Origin of the sequence: Streptomyces sp. V4I2 (assembly GCF_030817655.1) — a bacterium.
GTDB classification, from domain to species: domain Bacteria; phylum Actinomycetota; class Actinomycetes; order Streptomycetales; family Streptomycetaceae; genus Streptomyces; species Streptomyces plumbiresistens.
The window spans coordinates 1,443,777-1,462,937 of record NZ_JAUSZM010000003.1; the positions used below are offsets into that span (position 1 = coordinate 1,443,777).

The following is a 19,161-nucleotide window of genomic DNA, read 5'->3' on the forward strand; positions in this document are numbered from 1 at the left end:
TCACCCAGCTCGGGCTCGGCGGGTACCTAGGTTTCGCGGCCCCCGGACAGGCCCAGCTCGGTCGCGCGGACCGCGACCTGCCGCCGCGTGGGCGCGCCCAGCTTGTCGAGGACCGCGCGTACGTGGTTGTCGACCGTACGCACGGATACGACGAGCCGGGCGGCGATCTCCGCGTTGGTCAGGCCGTCGACGAGCAGTCGCACCACCTGGAGCTGGCGTTCCGTGAGGCCGGCGGGGTTGTCGCGGGTCGCCGCGAGCGGGCCGCGGGGGATGTGGCGCAGGCCGAGGCGCCGCAGTTCGGCGCGGATCAGCCGGGCCTGCGGCTCGGCGCCCAGCGCGTCGAGTGCCGTGAGCGCGGCGAGCCGGTCGGCGGGGTCCGGGCTCTGCGCGAGGGCGACGGCGTGTTCGTAGGGGCAGCCCGCCGCCTGCCAGAGCTCCGCGGCCCGCTGCCACTGTCCGCGGGCTTGCAGGGCGTACGGATGCTCCGTGTCGTCGGCCGGGACCGGGCGGCCGGCCAGGGTGAGCCAGTAGCCGAGCTCGGCGCGGTAGGGGGCACCCGGCAGGTCACGGGCCTGGGCGTGGACGGGTTCGACGGCCGCGACGACACCGGCCGGATCCCCGCGCAGCCAGGCCGCCTCGGCACGGGCCACGGCCACCGGCCCGGTGCGCTGGAGTTCCCGGGTCCGTACGGCGATCTCCCAGGCCTCGTCGAGGAGTTCCTCGGCGCCGGGCGGCCCGCCGCGGCGGATGCGGACCCGGGCGAGGACGGTCAGGGCGGGGCAGCGGGCGGGGACGAAGTCATGCATCCCGAACTCGGCGTGTTTCTCGGCGTCGTCCCAGTCGGCGGCCGCGAGCCGCCGCATGGCCAGCTCGACGTGGAGGTAGTTGAGGAAGCCGAGGTGTTCGGCGCGGTCGGCCAGGTCCATCGCCGGGGGCAGGAAGCGGTCGGCCTCGGCGTACTGGAGGGTGTCGAGCAGGTTCCAGATCAGGTTGGCGTAGGCCCGGCAGGCGTGTTCGACCTCGCCGGCGGCGAGGGCGACGTCGAGGCTCTCCTCCAGCTGTCGGCGCCCGCCGGGGTCTCCGCCCCGCCAGCGGGCCGTGCCGACGTTGTTGAGGGCGTGCGACAGGATCGCGGGATCGCCCGCCTTCCGGGCCAGGGCGATGGCGCGTTCACCGTGCGTGACCGCCTCGGCGTAGCGCTCGGACAGCATCCGCAGCTGGGCGGTGTTGCTGACGGCGAGCGCCAGCAGCCGGTCGTCGCCCGCGTGTTCCAGGACGGCGACGGCCTCGCGGGCGGCTTCCTCGGCCGGGTCGGCGTCGCCTGCCCACCAGTGGATGCGGGACAGCCAGCGCAGGTCGGCGCCGAGGGCGCGGATGTCGCCGAGGGAGCGGCGCAGGGCGACCGCGTCCCGCTGGGCGACGACGGCGGCGGCCGAGTCGGCGACGGTGTAGCACTCCACCGCGTAGCGCTCGAGGAGGTCGGCGAGGTCGGCCGGGGCGTAGCGGTGCCGGTCCCGCAGGACGAGCCGCAGCTGGGCGGCGGCCTCGCGGTGGGCGCCCGCTCCCGCGGCGTCCTTGGCGGCGTCGGGCCCGTACCGGGCGATGGCGTCCCGGTCGCCGGCCTGGGCGGCGTGGTGGACGATGCGGGCGGTGTCGGAGCCGGGCCGGGCGACGAGGGCCGCGAGGACGGTGCGGTTGAGCTCGATGCGGCGGGCGGCGGGCAGGGAGTCGGCGACGGCCCGCCGGATCAGCTCGTGCCGGAACGTCACCCGCTCCGGGGCCACGGCCAGCAGGCCGCGCTGCTCGGCCGCCGCCAGGACGGCCACGCCGTCCGCGAGCAGGACATCGATGAGCGGGCGTTCGACGGCCGAGGGGACGACGGCGAGCTGTTCCAGGGCGGCCACGGTGGCGGGGTCGAGCCCGCGCAGTCGGGCGAGCACGGCGTCGACGACGGTCGGCGGCACGCCCCCGGTGCCGCCCGCGGCCACCACCTCGGCGACGAAGAACGGGTTGCCCGACGTCACGGCGTACACCTGCGCCGCGTCGAGCCGCCCGGCCGCGCTCAGCGTGCGCACGGCGGCCAGGGAGAGGCGGGCCAGCGGCAGCCGGTGGACGCGGCGCACGCGGGAGAGCTGGCCGAGGAGGTGGCGCAGGGGGTGCCCGCTGGTCAACTCGTCGTCCCGGTAGGTGAGGACGAGCAGGGCGGGCAGTCGCTCCACGCGCCGCACCAGGAAGCGCAGGGCGTCGAGGGAGGCCTCGTCGGCCCAGTGGACGTCCTCGACGACGAGTACCGCAGGATGCGGACTCCCGGCCAGCTCTTCGTGCAGGGCCTCGTAGACGCGTGGCCGGTCGCCGCCCTCCGTGACGGCCCGCGCCAGCTCGGCGCCGACGGAGCCGACGAGGTCGCGGAAGGGGCCGAGCGGCCGTCGCGTGGCGAGGTCGTCGCACTCCCCGACGAGCATCCGGGCCTGGTCCGGGAGCCGCTCCGGCAGGGCCTTGACCAGGCTCGACTTCCCGATGCCCGCCTCTCCGAAGACGAGCACCACCGATCCGGCCCCGTCCGCCGCCTCCCGGGCGGCCGCAGCCAGTCGCACCAGCTCGGTCTCGCGCTCCAGGATCCCCCGGTCCACGGGGCGATTCTGCCACCGGGGGCGCCGCCACGGGCCTACCTCGCGGGGTCACGACGGGCAGCACCGAAACCGGCATCCACGCCGACGCCCCGTCCGACGGCCGGAATTGACCACTCCAGAACCGTTGACGCTCCTCTGTCCCCTCCCTATCGTCTGGTCGATCACCCGCACGCAGTTCGATATGCCGAACATCCTTGAACGCCCTGAACCACCCGTGAACATGGCCCCGTGGAGGCGCACCCATGGCACCGCCCCTCTCCAGACGGCACCTTTTCCAGGCCGCGGCGCTCGCCACCGTCACCCCGGCGATCTCGTACGCCGCGACCGGCCGGGCAGTCGCCGCAGTCTCGGAGGAACCGTCCGTGTGGACCGTACGGCCCTTCGCGCTCGAGGACGTGAAGCTGGGTCAGGGTGTCTTCGCCGACAAGCGGCAACTGATGCTCGACCACGCCCGCGGCTACGACGTGAACCGGCTGCTCCAGGTCTTTCGCGCCAACGCCGGTCTCGCCACGGGCGGCGCGGTCGCCCCCGGCGGCTGGGAGGGCCTGGACGGTGAGGCCAACGGCAACCTGCGCGGCCACTACACCGGCCACTTCCTGACCATGCTGTCCCAGGCGTACGCCGGCACCGGCGAGCAGGTCTTCGTCGACAAGATCCGCACCATGGTCGAGGCGCTGACCGAGGTGCGCGAGGCGTTGCGCCACGACCCGGTCGTCCTGAACTCCCCCGGGAAGTTCGGGACTTCGGCGGAGAACGTGCGCGGCTCGTACCAGTACGTCGATCTCCCGGCCGGCGTCCTCGGCGGCGCCTCGGCGATCACCCTGTCCGCCTGGGTCAAGCCCACGCACGACGCCAACTGGACCCGGATCTTCGACTTCGGCGACAACACCACGCGCTACCTGTATCTGGCCGCGCGCAACGCGAACGGCGTACCCCGCTTCGCCATCACGACGAGCGGACCAGGCGGCGAGCAGGGACTCGACGGCACCGCCGCCCTCCCGCTGAACCAGTGGAGCCATCTGGCGGTGACGATCGCGGGCGGCACCGGCACGCTGTACGTCAACGGCACGGCGGTCGCCCGGAATGCGTCGATGTCCCTCACCCCGGCGGCCCTCGGCACGCTCGCCAACAACTGGCTCGGCCGCTCGAACTACTCCGGAGACCCGGTCTTCGCGGGCGCCTACGACGAGTTCAACGTCTGGTCACGCGCCCTGACCGGCGGCGAGATCACCCAGCTCCAGACCGCGCGGGCCGCCGATGCCGCGACGGGCCGCGGCGACCTGGCCTCGTACGCCTTCGACGAGACGACCGGCGGGACCTTCGCCGACGCCTCCGGCCGTGGCCTCACCGCGACCCTGCGCCGCACCTGGGGCGGGCCCAGCCATCCCGGGTTCCTGGCGGCGTACCCGGAGACGCAGTTCATCGACCTGGAGTCGAGGACCAGCCCCGACTACACCAAGGTCTGGGCGCCCTACTACACCGCGCACAAGATCCTCCGGGGTCTGCTGGACGCGCACAGCGCCACCGACGACGCACGGGCGCTGGGCCTCGCGTCAGGCTTGTGCGACTGGATGTACTCCCGGCTGTCCAAGCTGCCCGACGCCACCCTCCAGCGGATGTGGGGCATCTTCTCCAGCGGAGAGTTCGGCGGCATCGTCGAGGCGATCGTCGACCTGCACGCGCTCAGCGGAAAGGCCGAACACCTCGCGCTGGCCAGGCTGTTCGACCTCGACAAGCTCATCGACGCGTGCGCCGCGAACACCGACATCCTCGACGGCCTGCACGCCAACCAGCACATCCCGATCTTCACGGGGCTGGTCCGGCTGTACGACGCCACGGGCGAGGAGCGCTACCTCACCGCCGCGAAGAACTTCTGGGGCATGGTCGTACCGGGACGCATGTACGGCATCGGCGGCACCAGCACCGCGGAGTTCTGGAAGGCCTCCGGGGTGATCGCGGGGACGATCAGCGCGACGACCGCCGAGACCTGCTGCGCGTACAACCTGCTGAAGCTCAGCCGGATGCTGTTCTTCCACGAGCAGTCCCCGAAGTACATGGACTACTACGAGCGGGCCCTCTACAACCAGGTGCTCGGCTCCAAGCAGGACAAGGCCGACGCGGAGAAGCCGCTCGTCACGTACTTCATCGGACTCACGCCCGGTCACGTGCGGGACTACACGCCCAAGCAGGGCACGACCTGCTGCGAGGGCACGGGCATGGAGAGCGCGACGAAGTACCAGGACTCGGTGTACTTCAAGAAGGCCGACGGCAGCGCCCTGTACGTCAACCTCTACAGCCCATCCACGCTGACCTGGGCGGAGAAGGGCGTCACGGTCACCCAGACCACCGCCTATCCGGCGGAGCAGGGGACCACGCTGAGGATCGGCGGCAGCGCCGCCTTCGCGCTTCGGCTGCGCGTGCCGTCCTGGGCGAGTGCCGGGTTCCGGGTCACGGTCAACGGGCGTGCGGTGTCCGGTACTCCGACGCCCGGGGGGTACTTCACCGTGTCCCGGACGTGGCGCTCCGGCGACACCGTGCGCGTCGCCATGCCCTTCCGGCTGCGCGTGGAGAAGGCCCTCGACGACCCGTCGCTGCAGACCCTCTTCTACGGTCCGGTCAACCTCGTCGCCCGCAACCCGGCCACGGACCACCTGCCGTTCGGCCTGTACCGCAACGCCGGCCTCTCCGGCGACCTGCTGCCCACCCTCACGCCCGTGACGGGCAAGCCGCTCCACTACACCCTGGACGGCACCGAGTTCGCCCCGTTCTCCGAGGGGACGGAGGACCCGACGCACGCCTACTTCCGGCGCTCCGAACCGCGCGTGGTCCTCGGCACCGTCGACGCGGGCGTGGCCAACCCGGCGAAGGCCGACGGCACGACCCTGCTGGACGAGATCTGGGCCGCGGCGCCGTTCGCGGGCAAGGGGGCGCTGGTGTCCCGGGTGCGGTCGGTGGTGGACGCGTGGGTGTCCGCCGGGCTGCTCACCCGGGCCGACGGCGACAAGGTGGTGAGTACGGCGGCGAAGGCGTCCTTCGCGGCCTGACGGCGCCGCGGGTTACGACCGGCGGCGCGGCTTGCCGCGGCGGGCGCCCTGGGAGCCGCCCGCACCGCGGGTGCCGCCGGAACCGCCGCGGGAGCCCTTGCCCGTCGGCTTGCCCGCGGCCGGTTTGCGGCCGCCGCCCTTCTGTTCGGCCCGCTTGCGCTCTGGGCGGGCCTCGGGCTCGGGCTTGGTACGGCCGCGGGTGCTGTTGGCCGTCCGGCCGCGGACGATGCCGATGAAGTCCTCGACCAGGTCGGTAGTCGCGTCCTCGGGCCAGGCCAGGGCGACGCCGGACTGGGGGGCGTCCACGAGGGTGCGGTAGGTGAGGTCCTTGCGGTGGTGCAGGCGGGCCACGGACTGGGGGACGGCCAGGAGGCCGATGCCCGCCGCCACGAGTTCGACGGCGTCCTCGGTCGTGGCGGGGCGTTCCAGGGCGGGCTGGCCGGGGGGCCGCTCCCAGTCGAGGACGTCGTCGAGGGGGTGCAGCAGGATCTCGTCGGCGAGATCCTCGGCGGACAACTCGTCCACCGCCGTGACGAGGTGGTCCTTGGGGGCCACGACGACGGTCGTCTCTTCGTAGAGGGGGATCGCGCTGAAGACCGTACGGTCGACCGGGAGCCGTACCAGCGCCGCGTCGGCGTCGCCGGCCCGCAACACATCGGATGCCTCGGCGGCCGGCACCGCGACCAGCTCCAGCGGAACGTCCGGCAGGCGCTCCTGCCAGATCCGCACCCACTTGCCGGGGGTCACTCCGGGGACGTATGCGAGCCGGAACGAAGGGGATGCCGCAGAGCCTGTCACCACGCCAGGCTACCCGCCGTGGTCGGACCTCTCGCGCGCGGTCGATAGTCTGGACACCATGAAGTCGCACCAGACCACCCAGACGATGAAGCCCGCGACCGCGGCGAAGAAGCTGGGTGTGTACCTCCCGGCCACCCCTCAGGAGTTCCAGGACGGGGTCGTCACCCGCTCCGAGCTGAACGAGCTCCAGGCGAACCCGCCCGCGTGGCTGCAGGAGCTGCGCAGCAACGGCCCGCACCCTCGCCCGGTCGTCGCGGCGAAGCTCGGCGTCTCCATCGCCGGCCTGGCGCGCGGCGGCGTCACGGAGCCGCTGACCACCGAGCAGATCGAGGCGCTCAAGCAGGACCGGCCCGAGTGGCTGGAGAAGGAGCGGGCCACCCAGGCCGAGGTGCGCCAGGAAGCGGTGCGCATCAAGGAGAAGAAGGCCGAGCAGGACCAGCGCTCCTGACTCGAACACCGGTCGAAAACTCCGGTGCGGTGGCCTGTGCCGCTCTGCGATCATCCCGGAATGGTCGAGAGTCTGGAACCGCTGGTCGTCCGGCACACCCATCGCCTGCCCTCCCCCACCGGTCCCGCCGGTGAGGGCGAGGTCGCGGCGCGGCAGTTCGACGCCGCGCTGATGTCCGTCGGCTTCAAGCTGTCGGCACCGCTGCTGCGTCAGCTGTCCGGGCTGTCGGAGGACACGGTCGTCGACACCGCCGTACGCACGCTGCGCACGGTCCGCGAGATGGTCGGCGACCACGTCGGGCACAACGTCTACTTCGTCGGCTTCCCGGCCAACGTGCCGGACACCTTCGACTTCTGGATGCGCTGCATCACCGAGGCGCTCGACGACAGCAAGGCGCGTCCCGGAGTGCTCGATCAGCTGCGCCAGGGGGTGGTGAACCTGCTCACCCTCCCGTCGTACGGCCGCTACCAGCACACCTACGCCGAGATGCTCGCCGCCCACGACGAGCTGATCGCCGCGGCGGGCGACCGGATGACGGTCCTGCATCTCGGCGGCCCGCTCGACGACGAGGTCACCGGCCTGTACCTGGCGCTGGCCGGCAGCGCCACGCCGCTGGGCGAGGAAGGGCTGAGCGACCTGAAGGCGCTCGCGGGGCACTGCGTGAGCGGGCCCCAGCCGGAGGCGATACCGGTCCGGGAGAACCGTGCCGTCGTCAACGAGGCCCGGCTGAAGGTGGGCGCGGACCTGCTGCTGGACACCGTGACCGACGTGCTGCGCCTGGCGTGCGCGCTGTCGGGCGGTGACGTGACCCTTCAGGAGCCGACGCGGTTCCGGGCGCTGTCGCGACCCGTCCGTCGCGCGCTGCTCGCCGGTCTGGACGGCGTCGTCGCCGCGGCTGAGGCCAAGCTCGCCGACGTCCACGCGCACCGCGAGGAGTTCAAGCGTCTCGGTGAGCGGCTGCACCCGCACGAGTACCCGCGGTGGCCGCAGGCCGCCGAGGTGTTCGCCGTCGCCCGCGGCGAGCTGACGGCGCGGTCCTTCGACAGCCGGGTCGAGGAGCTGCTCGGCGCGGGCGATGTGGTCGCGGCGGCCACGTTGCTGAAGTCCGCTCCGGGCAAGCTGCTCCGGGCGCTGGACCGGCTGCTGCGTACGGCCGCCGGCGAGGAGGAGCGGGAGGCCGTCGTGGCCGCCGTCGAGGAGGTCGTCGGCTCGGTCGCCGGCCGGGTCGTGCTGTCGGTGCGCGAGCACCTGCACATCCGCGCCGACGAGTCCGGTCATCGGCGGGTCTTCATCAACCGGATGGGCCGTGCCTGGGTCGCCGCCGAGGACCGCCCGCCCCTGCCGGCACCGGAACGGGACCGTCTGATCGCCGCGCTCGACGCGGAGACCCGCCGCCGGCTCCCCGCTCCGGGGCACCTCTTGGTCGACCCGGACGTCCTCGACGTGGCGCTGCCGCTCAGCGGCAAGGCGACCGCGGCGGGCCTCGGCGTGCTGCCGCGCGGCTCGGTCTCCCCGGTCGACGGCGAGCTGCTGCGCTTCTTCGTGTACTGGAAGCAGACCGAGCGCAGCACCGACTACGACCTGTCGGCGCTGATGCTGGGCGCCGACTACGAGACGGTCTCCTGGCTGTCGTACACGAACCTCTCCGCCGTGGACGGCGAGCACTCCGGCGACATCGTCGACGCGCCCGAAGGTGCCTCGGAGTTCATCAACCTGCGGCTCGGCGCCGTGCAGGGCACCTTCGTCGTGCCGCAGGTCAACCTCTTCTCGGGGGAGGGCTTCGAGGAGGTCGAGGAGTCGTTCTTCGGGTTCATGCTGCGGGACGGCGAGCAGAAGGGCCGTCCGTTCGAGGCGCGCACGGTGCGGATGAAGTCGGAGCTGCGCGGGCCGGGGCGGGTGGCGCTGCCGCTGGCCTTCCTGCGGGGCGAGGACGGCCGGTGGCGGGCCAAGTGGCTGCACCTCTACCTGAAGGGCACCCCGACGTCGAACCGGGTGGAGGGCAACCGGGTCACGGTCGCCACACTGCTGCGCGGCATCGTCGAGCGCGAGCAGCTGACGGTGCGGTACCTCACGGAGCTGATGGCCGACGCCGCCACCGGCATGACGGTGTGGGACGGCACGTCGGTGCCGGAGGGGCCTGTCACATACATCGGTCTGGAGCGTCCCGAGGGGCTGCACCCGGACTCCCGGATCATCACCCTCGGAAATCTGCGCGACCTGATCCCCGACTGACTGCTAGCGTTGACCACGGCGAGGCCATGAAGGGGCTTCCTTCTCACACTCCTTGAAATTAGTCCCTTCGCTTTCCTCGCCCTGGACTTCACGCCGGAAGGCGTTGTTCGTACGACGGCCCTGGCGCGCGGATCAGCGCGCCAGGGCCGTTCGTGCTTGTGCCAGGGCCTGTTCGGCGTAGCCGCGGCCGAAGAGCACGGCATGCACCAGGAGCGGGAAGAGCTGGTGCAGGCTGATGCGGTCCCTCCAGCCGTCGGCGAGCGGCGCCGCCTGCTGGTAGCCGTCCAGCACCCGGTCCAGGTGGGGGCAGCCGAAGAGGTGGAGCATCGCGAGGTCGGTCTCGCGGTGGCCGCCGTGCGCGGCCGGGTCGATCAGCCGGGCCTCGTCGTCGGTGCCCCACAGGACGTTGCCGTTCCACAGGTCGCCGTGCAGCCGGGCGGGCGGTTCGGGTGGGCCAGCGAGCTCGGGCAGGCGCGCGCAGACCTCTTCGATCACGGCCGCCTCGGCAGGGCGGACGGTTCCGTCGTCCACCGCGTGGCGCAGGTAGGGCAGCACGCGGTGCTCGGCGTACCAGGACGGCCAGTCGCCGCCGTCGGTGTTCCGCATCGGGGCGAGTCCGATGTACGCGTCCCTCGGGCCGCCGGGCGGCGGGGCGCCGAACGCGGGGGCCCCGGCGGCGTGCAGGGCGGCAAGGTCGCGGCCGAAGCGGACCGCCGCGGCGGCGGTGGGCCTGCCTTGCGGAACCCGGTCGATCACCAGCCGACGTCCCTCGTGACCGTGCACCACCGGGACTCGGACCGCGCCCGCCGCGGCCAGCCAGCGCAGCCCGGCCGCCTCGGCCTCGACCGCGCCGGGCTCCTCCCCCAGCTTCACCATGACCACCCGGCCGCCGTCGAGGGTGACTTCGGCGAGCGTTCCGGACAGCGGGCGCACCGCGGTGACCGGGCGCCCGGTGAGGCGCGCCGCCACGTCACCGGGCGCCTCGCGCGTCACGCCGTACCGAACCATGCTTCGGCGAGCGAGGTCAGTGTTCCGTCGGCGCGCGCGGGCAGTTCGCGCAGGTACCAGGGCAGGTTGCTGTACACGTGCAGCAGTGTGTACGCGAGCAGGTCGGCGGGCTCGAAGGCGTGGCCGTACGAGGCGGTGAGGCGGGCCAGCAGTCGGGGGTCGCCTCGGGTGACGAAGAGGCCGACGCCGACGAAATCGTAGGCCCGGTCGCCGATCATGGCCGGTTCGAAGTCGAAGAGGCCGGTCAGTCTGCGGCCGTCCGGGTCGACGAGGAAGTGCTGGGCCATGACCTCGGTGTGCAGGAGGGCGGGCCGCGGGGCGCGGGGAAGGGCGACCGAGGCGAGGAAGCCGGGGATCTGCTCCAGCCACGCGGCCGGCAGCCCGTGCCGGCGTTGCTGTTCCACGGCGGCCGCGCGGCGACGGTCCAGGAACGCGCCCCAGTCCCCGGGCCCGAGGACGTCCGCGAGGGGTGCGGGGTCGAGGGCGTGGAGCACGGCGAGGGTCTCGCCGATGTCGGCGACGAACGGTTCCTGGTCGGCCCGCGGCAGCCGCCCCCAGACCTGGGCCAGGTTCTCGCCGTGCAGGCGGGACATCAGGACGTACTGCCAGCCGTTCTCGTACGGGCCGACGTCGTGCACCCGGGGAGTGGGCACGGGCAGCAGCCCCTGGAGGTGGGACAGGACCCGGCCCTCGGCGATGCCGTCCTGGGCGGCGGCCGCGGGGAAGAGCTTGAGGACGAGGTCGTCGCCCACCGCGTAGACCGGTTGTGTCCCCTCGGTGAAGCGGGTCAGTGGTGCGCCGGCCAACCCGAGTCGTGCGCACAGATCCTGCGCACCGGCCCGCATGACCGTCTCGTCCGGGACGACCGCGTCCCATTCCTCGTCCGTTTCCACCAGGGGCAGCACGCCCGAGACGGTAGGCGGCCGGTCCGCCCGGGACAACGCGTTTTCGGCGGAGCGCGACTCCGAAGGCCCGATCCGGCCTTGTGTGACGCTGGTGAAATGTTTCAGCTCCGCATTGACATACGGGTGAAACGATTCGTAGCTTGGGCGATCATTTAGATTCGTGAAGTAAGTTCACGAATATGAACGGAGAGTGCCCATGGGCGATCGCCGACGAAGTCGCCGCCTGGCTGCCACCCTGACCGTCGCGGGTTTGGTGTTCGGAACGGCCGCCTGTGGCTCCGGTTCCGACAGCGCCGATTCCGGCGGCCCGAACACGCTGGAGGTGTGGACCCGGAGCAATCCGGACGCCGCCGCGACCTACGACCGTGTGTTCGCCGCCTTCACCAAGAAGACCGGAATCAAGATCGACTATCAGCCGGTGGTCAACTTCGACCAGCAGCTGCAGAGCCGGGCCTCCACCAAGGACCTGCCCGACGTCATGATCAACGACACGGCTCTGATGGGCAGTTACCAGAGCCAGGGCCTGCTCAAGCCCATCACCCCGGACACGATCGCGGGCCACGACCAGATCACCGACAAGACCTGGTCCTCCACCGTGGGCATCGACGGCAAGCACTACGGCATTCCGTACTCCCGCCAGGCCATGACCCTGATGATCCGCAAGGACTGGCTGAAGAAGCTCGGCCTCGATGCGCCCACGACCTGGCAGGAGATGCTCCGGGTCGCCAAGGCCTTCGCCACCGAGGACCCGGACGGCGACGGCAAGGCCGACACCTACGGCATGGTCGTCCCCGGCAGCGCCCAGAACGGCTACGCCGCCTGGTGGGGCGCCAGCTACCTGTGGCAGGGCGGCGCGCGGATCATCGAGCCGGACGGCAACGGCCGCTATCGCCCCGCCATGGACTCGGCCGCCGCCGTACGGACCGTCACCTGGCTGAAGGACAACCTCTTCTGCGGCGCCAAGAACGTCGTCCAGCCGGGTGCCCTCACGGCCATCACGGCGAACGCCACCAACTTCCAGGACGGCAACGCGGGCATGTACCTCACCGGCCCGTACAACATCACCACCTTCGACGCCACGCCCGGCAAGGACACATACGAGGTCGTCGCCGCCCCCGCCGGCCCCGCCGGGTCCGACGTGCTGGCCGACGGCGAGAACGTCTACTTCGGCGCCAAGACCGGCAAGGCGAAGCAGGAGCAGGCGCTGGCCGCGTTCCTGATCTCCCCCGAGGGCCAGCGGATCGCCATGACCAGCGTCGACGGCCACCAGCCCGTCGTCCGCATCCCCGTCAACTCCGCCCTGGACGCGGCGAAGGTGCGCGACGACTCCCGCTGGAGCGTCGTACAGAAGGCGTACGAGGACACCTCACAGCAGTTCCCGAACGCGCCGGACTTCGCCCCGATCAAGCAGGACACCGCGGACAGCCTCAACGCGATCTTCACGTACTGCGGCAGCGACGTCGCCTCGGGCCTGAAGGAACTCAACGACACCCTCGCCGGTGACCTCAAGGACCAGGACCTGCTGAAATGACCGCGACCCTCACCACGCCCCGGCGGCGCGGAGTCCTCGCCAAGAGGTCGGTGCTCCCCTGGCTGTTCCTCGCCCCCGGCCTGCTGCTCGCCCTGGTCTTCAAGTTCCTGCCCATGGGCAAGGGCATCTGGCTCAGCTTCTTCGACGTACGGCCCTTCCTCGGCGACAAGTGGGTCGGCCTCGACAACTACACCCGGGTCCTGACCGACCACCGCTTCCAGGACGCGATCGGCCACACCCTCCTGCTCGGCCTCGGCCAGTCGCTGGGCGCCATCCTCGTCGGCTTCCTCCTCGCCCTGCTCCTCGAGGGCCAGGCCCGCTCCCTGAAGATCATGCGTACGGCCGTCTTCCTGCCGGTCGTCACGGCGACCGCGGTGGTCGGCGAGATGTGGCGGCTGCTGTACTACCCGACCTCCGACGGCCTGATCAACCACGGGCTGAGCTTCCTCGGCCTCGGGCCCGCGCAGTTCCTCGACAACCCGGACACCGCGCTGTGGGCGACGATGGTCATGGCCGTCTGGATGCTCGCCCCGTACAACATGGTGATCATCCTCGCCGGCCTGGCGGGCGTGGACCGGACCCTGTACGAGGCCGCCGCGATGGACGGCGTCTCGCTCTGGCAGCGGCTGCGCTACGTCACGCTGCCCGCGATCCGCCCCGCGCTCGGCATCGTCCTCACCCTCGCCGCGATCCGCGGACTGCGGGTGTTCACCGAGGTGTACGTCCTGACCGGCGGTGGTCCGGCCGGGTCCACCGAGGTCTGGATGACCCGCGCCTACACCCTCGGCTTCACTCGCAACGACATCGGCGGGGCCTCCGCGGCCTCGGTGGTGCTGCTCTGCGTGACCCTGCTGCTGACCGTCACGGTCAACTACTTCCGCAAGAGGGGAGACGTGCGATGAGCGCACCCGCCATCGACCCCGTCCGCACGTCCGTGCCCGGATCACCGGCCGGGAAGCCCTCGCTCAAGCAGCGAGCCACCCCCGCCCGCTTCGACACCGCCCTCGGCTGGAGCGACCGTCCGGGCGTGGGCTGGGCGTTGCGGATCCTGCTCTGCGCGATCGCGCTCGGCATCTTCGCGGCGCCGTTCCTGACGATCGTCTCCGGCGCGTTCACCACGCACGCCAGCGGCTCGTCGCTCTCCTTCCTGCCGCACGACAGCACGCTGCAGAACTTCAAGGTGGCCGGCGAGCGCGGGATCTGGGACTACTTCACCAACTCCCTCGTCATAGCGGGCGGCGCGCTGCTGCTCCAGCTCGCGGTGTCGGTGCTCGCCGCCTACGCGCTGGCCCGGCACAGGTTCCGTGGCCAGGCCCTCGTGCTGACCCTGTTCATGCTGACGATGATGCTCCCCGAGGAGGTCATCGCGATCCCGTTGTCCCTGGTCCTCGGTCATGTCCCGGTGGTCGGCCTGGACCTGAAGGGGACGGCGTGGGGTGTGATCCTGCCGCTCGGCGCCTGGGGCTTCTCCGTGATGCTGCTGACCGAGTTCATGAAGGACATCCCCACGGAGATAGAGGAGGCCGCCCGGCTGGACGGCGTGGGCGAGTTCCGGATGCTGTGGCAGGTCGTCCTGCCGCTGTGCAAGCCCGCTCTGGGCGTGGCCGGCGTGCTGGGCTTCGTCATGATCTGGGACCAGTACCTGCTGCCCCTGATCGCCTCCAAGGACCCCACCGACTACACGGTCACCGTCGCCCTGTCCATCCTGCGCACCGACCCCGAGGTCGGCTCCGGGGTGGTGCTGGCCGGGGCGGTCATCGCCCTGATCCCCAGCCTGATCGTCTACCTGCTCCTCCAGCGCTCGCTGGTCACCGGCATCGCCGCCGGGGCCACCAAGGGCTGATCCCGTCGAGGACCCGACCCCCCACACCCCACGTTACGAGGGAGACATGAAGTTCCACGGAGTGCTGTTCTTCCCGGTCACGCCGTTCGCCGCGGACGGCTCGCTGGACGAGGAGCGGCTCGCCCGGCACATCGAGGCCGGAGTCGCGGCCGACGCGGGCGGCGTGTTCGTCGCCTGCGGCACCGGCGAGTTCCACGCGTTGACGCCCGAGGAGATCGAGCGGGCGACCCGGATCGCCGTGACGACGACCGCGGGGCGGGTGCCCGTCTTCGCGGCGGCCGGCGGTCCCGTGCCGGTCGCCCGCGACCAGGCGGCCCGCATCGAACGCGCCGGCGCCGACGGCATCCTGCTGCTGCCGCCCTATCTGGTGAGCGCCCCGCAGCAGGGCCTGGTGCGGTACGTCAAGGAGGTCACCGAGGCCACCGGCCTGCCCGTCGTCTTCTACCAGCGCGGCACGGCCCGCCTCACCGAGTCCACCGCCGCCGAGATCGCCGCCCTGCCCGGGGTCGTCGGCCTCAAGGACGGGCTCGGCGACATCGAACGGATGCACCGCATCGTCCGGTCCGTGCGCGCCCTGCCGGACGGGCAGGACTTCCAGTTCTTCAATGGCCTGCCCACCGCCGAGATGACCGCGCCCGCCTACCGCGGCATCGGCGTCGACCTGTACTCCTCCGCCGTGTTCGCGTTCGCCCCTCAGATCGCCCTGGCCTTCCACCGGGCACTCGCCGAGAACGACGAAGCCCTGGTCAACACGCTCCTCGACGAGTTCTACGGCCCCCTGGTCGAGCTGCGTGACGAGGTCCCCGGATACGCCGTGGCCCTGGTCAAGGCCGGGGTGACCCTGCGCGGCCTGGACGTGGGCGGCGTACGGGCGCCACTCGTCGACCCGACGCCGGAGCACGTCGCCCGGCTCGGCAAACTCATCGACCACGGCCTGGAGGTGGTCGGCGCATGAATCCCACCAGGATCAGGGAGTTGATCGTCACCCCGATCGCCTTCCGCGACCCGCCGCTGCTCAACTCCAACGGCGTCCACGAGCCCCTCGCCCTGCGGGTGATCCTCCAACTAGTTCTGGAGGACGGCACGGTGGGCCTCGGTGAGTCGCCGGGAGGCACCGCCCGTCTGGAGCGGCTTCAGGCGGCGGCGAAGGTGGTCGTCGGCATGGACGTCTTCGACACGACGGCCGTCGCGGCCGCGATCGACGCCGCCCTGCTGCCGACCGTGCCCAGTTCCCACGAACGCGGCTGGACCACCTCCGCGGTGGAGGTGGCCTGCCTCGACGCCCAGGGCAGGCTGCTCGGGCGCCCGGTCGTCGACCTGCTCGGCGGCGCGGTGCGGGAGTCGGTGCAGTTCGCGGCGTACCTCTTCTACAAGTGGGCCGAACACCCGGCTCTCGACGGCCGGGCGGCCGTCGGCGACGACTGGGGGGAGGCGCTGGATCCGGCGGGGATCGTCGAGCAGGCCCGGCTGATGCAACAGCGGTACGGCTTCCGCTCGTTCAAGCTCAAGGGCGGGGTCTTCCCACCCGACGAGGAGATCGCCGCGATCAAGGCGCTGGCGGAGGCGTTCCCCGGGCAGCCGTTGCGCCTGGACCCCAACACCGCCTGGACGGTGGAGACGTCGACGTACGTCGCCCGTGAACTGGACGGCGTACTGGAGTACCTGGAGGACCCGACCAAGGGCATCCCCGGCATGGCTCAGGTCGCGCGGGACTCGCCGCTGCCGCTCGCGACCAACATGTGCGTGATCGCCTGGGAGCACCTGAAGCCGGCGATCGAGCAGAACGCCATCCAGGTCCTGCTCACCGACCACCACTACTGGGGCGGACTGCGCCGCACCCGTGAACTGGCCGCCGTCTGCGAGGCGTTCGGGCTGGCGCTGTCCATGCACTCCAACTCCCACCTGGGCATCAGCCTCGCCGCGATGACGCACGTGGCGGCCGCCCTCCCCAACCTCGACCACTCCTGCGACACGCACTATCCGTGGAACTCGGCCGACGACGTGATCGTCCCGGGGCCGCTGGAGCTGCGCGACGGAGCGGTCGCGGTCCCCACCGGGCCCGGTCTCGGCGTGGAACTCGACCACGACGCCCTGGACCGGCTGCACCGGCTGTACGTGGACTCCGGGATGCGCACCCGGGACGACACCGGCTACATGCGGCGGATCCAGCCGGAGTACGAGCTCAGACTGCCGCGTTGGTGACGGAGTCCGCCCAGTCCTCGACGAGGCGGACGGTGCGCCGCGGGTGTTCCTCGTGGAGGTAGTGCCCGGTGCCCGGCCAGTGGTCGACGCGTGAGCCGGGCACGTGCAGGGTGCCGCGTTCCCAGGCGGCGGCCTCGGCCGACGTCCATACGGTCAGCGCCGGCCGGGTGCGGTGGCTCAGGTACCGCTCGCTGTGCGGGCGTACGCCCACCGCGCCCGGGTCGGTGTACATCCCGGCGTAGGCCTGGGCGACGACGTGGTCGGGTGTGCCGAGCATGGTGCGGACGTGCGCGGTGCGCAGCCCTGCCGGGGCGTCCGGGGCGAAGGCCGCCGCCACGAAGTCGGCCGCGGCGCGCGAGCCGCGGGCGCGGTAGTCGGCGAGCCGGGCCGGGATCCGCTCGGTCTCCTCGCCGTGGGCGCCGTGGGCCGGGTCGAGCGCGATCACCGACCGTACGGTGTGCGGGTGGTGGACGGCCAGCAGGTTGACGACCTGCCCGCCCATGGAGTGCCCGACCGCGACCACCGGGCCGGTGCCGAGCTCGTCGATCAGCGCGGCCAGGTCCGACGCCATCTCTGCCGGGGTGTTGCTCTCGGCCGGTACCTCTGAGCGGCCGTGTCCGCGCAGGTCGGGCACGACCACCCGGAATCTGTCGGCCAGCGCCTCCGCGTGCGGCGACCACTCCCGGCCGTCCCCGCCCCAGCCGTGCACCAGCAGCAGGGCGGTCGCGTCGGCGGCGCCGAGACCGGTGCAGAACAGGCGGATGCGGCCGAGGTCGATCACGGGTTGCTCTCCCGGGTGGATGAGGACGGAGGGGGCACGCGTCTCAGACGTGCCCCTATTCCCTCGGGACCAACCAGCCGGTGTCAGGCGGTGCCGAGCACCGTGCGCAGGGTGCTGACGGCCTGGTTGATCGCGGCCTCGGCGGCGTGCGTCTCGCGCAGGGCGTTGAGCATCACGAAGTCGTGGATGATGCCCTGGTAGCGGACGGCCGTGACCGGGACGCCGGCCTGGCGCAGCTTGTTGGCGTAGGCCTCGCCCTCGTCGCGCAGGACGTCGGCCTCGCCGGTGATGACCAGGGCCGGGGGCAGTCCGGTGAGCTGCTCGGTGGTGGCCCGCAGCGGGGAGGCGGTGATCTCGGCGCGCTGTGCCTCGTCGGTCGTGTACTGGTCCCAGAACCACTGCATGCCGTCGCGGCGCAGGAAGTAGCCGGTGGCGAACTGGTGGTAGGAGCCGGTGTCGAAGGCGGCGTCGGTGACCGGGTAGAAGAGCACCTGCTGCACCAGCGGGACATCGCCGCGCTCCTTGGCCATCAGCGTCAGCGCGGCGGTCATGTTGCCGCCGACCGAGTCACCGGCGACCGCGATGCGGGTGGCGTCCAGGCCCTTGGACGCGCCGTGCTGCACGACCCACTGGGCGACCGCGTAGTTCTGCTCGATCGCGACCGGGTAGCGGGCCTCGGGGGAGAGGTCGTACTCGGGGAAGACCACCGCGGCGTTCGCGCCCACGGCGAGTTCGCGCACCAGGCGGTCGTGGGTGTGGGCGTTGCCGAACACCCAGCCCGCGCCGTGGATGTACAGGATCACCGGCAGGGTGCCCTCGGCGCCCGCCGGCTTGACGATGCGGGCCCGGACACTGCCCGTCGGACCGCCCTCGACGGTGACCCACTCCTCGTCGATCTCCGGCTTCTCGATCTCGCCGGACTGCACCTCGTCGACGGCTTTGCGACCCTCGGCGGGCGCCAGGTCGAAGAGGTAGGGCGGGTTCGCGGTGGCCTCGACGAAGGCCTGGGCGGCGGGCTCGAGAACCGGGCGGGTTTCGGTCATGACGATCTCCTCGGATCGGGTGCCGCGGGCAAACTCCGGCGGGGCTTCCGAAGCGGCGACACAGATGCACAGTAGCGCTCGATTCAGTCGTGCGCAACTTATTCGTACCCTAACTGTCTGTGCTCTACTTATTAGAGGACGATAGAATCGAGAGGACTTCAAGATAGGGTGGTGAGCATCGATGACCAGCACAGAGACCAGGAGCCGAGCCGTGAGCACAGCCTCCGAACCGGCCGAAGGGTCGCTGCTCCTGGACGACCAGCTCTGCTTCGCGCTGTACGCCGCCTCCCGCGCGGTGACGGCGCGCTACCGGCCGCTGCTGGACGAGCTGGGGCTGACCTATCCGCAGTACCTGGTCATGCTCGTGCTGTGGGAGCGGGACTCGATCTCGGTGCGTGAGCTGGGCGCCTCGCTCCAGTTGGAGTCCAGCACCCTGTCGCCGCTGCTCAAGCGCCTGGAGGCGAACGGCCTGCTGCACCGCGAGCGGCGGGCGGACGACGAGCGCTCCGTCGCCCTCCGCCTCAGCGAGGCCGGGGCCCGGCTCCGGGAGCGGGCGGGTACGGTCCCTCTCGCCATCGGTGACGCCATGGGCCTGACCCCGGAGCAGGACGCCCTCGCCAAGCAGCTGCTCCGCCTGCTCACCTCGAACGTCAGCGCCGGCTGAGGCCACGCGGTGAGGGCGGAGCAGTCGTGGGC

General features: G+C 71.8%; 15 protein-coding genes. 9 read left to right on the forward strand and 6 right to left on the reverse strand.

The genetic code is table 11. The annotated features are described in order from the left end of the window. Window positions 1-26: 26 nt before the first annotated feature. Window positions 27-2,630, reverse strand: a complete 2,604-nt coding sequence (locus QFZ76_RS07600) for a LuxR family transcriptional regulator (RefSeq protein ID WP_307672993.1) — start codon at window positions 2,628-2,630, stop codon at window positions 27-29. Window positions 2,631-2,872: 242 nt separating this feature from the next. Between QFZ76_RS07600 and QFZ76_RS07605 the strand changes: the two genes are divergently transcribed. Continuing rightward, on the forward strand, window positions 2,873-5,674 hold the full coding sequence (locus QFZ76_RS07605) for a beta-L-arabinofuranosidase domain-containing protein (protein ID WP_307672994.1): 2,802 nt from the start codon (window positions 2,873-2,875) through the stop codon (window positions 5,672-5,674). Between the two features lie 12 nt (window positions 5,675-5,686). On the opposite strand, the gene QFZ76_RS07610 is transcribed toward QFZ76_RS07605, so the two are convergent. Continuing rightward, window positions 5,687-6,472: a LysR family transcriptional regulator substrate-binding protein gene (locus tag QFZ76_RS07610; RefSeq protein WP_307672995.1), complete on the reverse strand. Its 786-nt coding sequence runs from the start codon at window positions 6,470-6,472 to the stop codon at window positions 5,687-5,689. A gap of 58 nt (window positions 6,473-6,530) precedes the next feature. On the opposite strand from QFZ76_RS07610, the gene QFZ76_RS07615 reads away from it, so the two are divergent. Both QFZ76_RS07615 and QFZ76_RS07620 read left to right on the forward strand, forming a co-directional pair. After that, window positions 6,531-6,920 carry a DUF5997 family protein gene (locus tag QFZ76_RS07615; protein WP_307672996.1) on the forward strand — a complete coding sequence of 130 codons (390 nt, stop codon included), beginning with the start codon at window positions 6,531-6,533 and terminating at the stop codon, window positions 6,918-6,920. Window positions 6,921-6,980: 60 nt separating this feature from the next. After that, window positions 6,981-9,152, forward strand: coding sequence for a hypothetical protein (locus QFZ76_RS07620; protein ID WP_307672997.1), 2,172 nt, complete (start codon window positions 6,981-6,983; stop codon window positions 9,150-9,152). A gap of 132 nt (window positions 9,153-9,284) precedes the next feature. Here QFZ76_RS07620 and QFZ76_RS07625 read toward each other — a convergent pair whose 3' ends face one another. After that, window positions 9,285-10,145 (reverse strand): fructosamine kinase family protein, encoded by an 861-nt coding sequence (locus tag QFZ76_RS07625; RefSeq protein ID WP_307672998.1) that lies wholly within the window; start codon window positions 10,143-10,145, stop codon window positions 9,285-9,287. Further along, window positions 10,142-11,065, reverse strand: a complete 924-nt coding sequence (locus tag QFZ76_RS07630; protein ID WP_307672999.1) for a phosphotransferase family protein — start codon at window positions 11,063-11,065, stop codon at window positions 10,142-10,144. Before QFZ76_RS07630 ends, QFZ76_RS07625 begins: the two co-directional genes overlap by 4 nt. A 196-nt stretch (window positions 11,066-11,261) precedes the next feature. Between QFZ76_RS07630 and QFZ76_RS07635 the strand changes: the two genes are divergently transcribed. The 5 genes from QFZ76_RS07635 to QFZ76_RS07655 are packed head-to-tail and all read left to right on the forward strand — an operon-like array spanning window position 11,262 to window position 16,641. Then, window positions 11,262-12,596, forward strand: coding sequence for a sugar ABC transporter substrate-binding protein (locus QFZ76_RS07635; RefSeq protein WP_307673000.1), 1,335 nt, complete (start codon window positions 11,262-11,264; stop codon window positions 12,594-12,596). Beyond that, window positions 12,593-13,498, forward strand: coding sequence for a carbohydrate ABC transporter permease (locus QFZ76_RS07640; protein ID WP_307673001.1), 906 nt, complete (start codon window positions 12,593-12,595; stop codon window positions 13,496-13,498). The genes QFZ76_RS07635 and QFZ76_RS07640 overlap by 4 nt, the downstream gene beginning before the upstream one ends. After that, the gene (locus tag QFZ76_RS07645; RefSeq protein WP_266444467.1) at window positions 13,495-14,439 is read left to right on the forward strand and encodes a carbohydrate ABC transporter permease; all 945 of its coding nucleotides are present in this window, start codon (window positions 13,495-13,497) and stop codon (window positions 14,437-14,439) included. Before QFZ76_RS07640 ends, QFZ76_RS07645 begins: the two co-directional genes overlap by 4 nt. A 46-nt stretch (window positions 14,440-14,485) precedes the next feature. Beyond that, window positions 14,486-15,394 (forward strand): 5-dehydro-4-deoxyglucarate dehydratase, encoded by a 909-nt coding sequence (locus tag QFZ76_RS07650; protein WP_307673002.1) that lies wholly within the window; start codon window positions 14,486-14,488, stop codon window positions 15,392-15,394. Then, on the forward strand, window positions 15,391-16,641 hold the full coding sequence (locus tag QFZ76_RS07655; RefSeq protein WP_307673003.1) for a glucarate dehydratase family protein: 1,251 nt from the start codon (window positions 15,391-15,393) through the stop codon (window positions 16,639-16,641). Before QFZ76_RS07650 ends, QFZ76_RS07655 begins: the two co-directional genes overlap by 4 nt. Here QFZ76_RS07655 and QFZ76_RS07660 read toward each other — a convergent pair. Beyond that, the gene (locus QFZ76_RS07660) at window positions 16,622-17,422 is read right to left on the reverse strand and encodes an alpha/beta fold hydrolase (protein WP_307673004.1); all 801 of its coding nucleotides are present in this window, start codon (window positions 17,420-17,422) and stop codon (window positions 16,622-16,624) included. The two genes, QFZ76_RS07655 and QFZ76_RS07660, sit on opposite strands and share 20 nt — an antisense overlap. 83 nt (window positions 17,423-17,505) lie before the next feature. Further along, window positions 17,506-18,465 carry an alpha/beta hydrolase gene (locus tag QFZ76_RS07665; protein ID WP_307673005.1) on the reverse strand — a complete coding sequence of 320 codons (960 nt, stop codon included), beginning with the start codon at window positions 18,463-18,465 and terminating at the stop codon, window positions 17,506-17,508. Window positions 18,466-18,646: 181 nt separating this feature from the next. Here QFZ76_RS07665 and QFZ76_RS07670 point away from each other — a divergent pair, with 181 nt between their 5' ends. Next, window positions 18,647-19,129, forward strand: a complete 483-nt coding sequence (locus QFZ76_RS07670) for a MarR family winged helix-turn-helix transcriptional regulator (RefSeq protein WP_307673006.1) — start codon at window positions 18,647-18,649, stop codon at window positions 19,127-19,129. Window positions 19,130-19,161 lie beyond the last annotated feature (32 nt).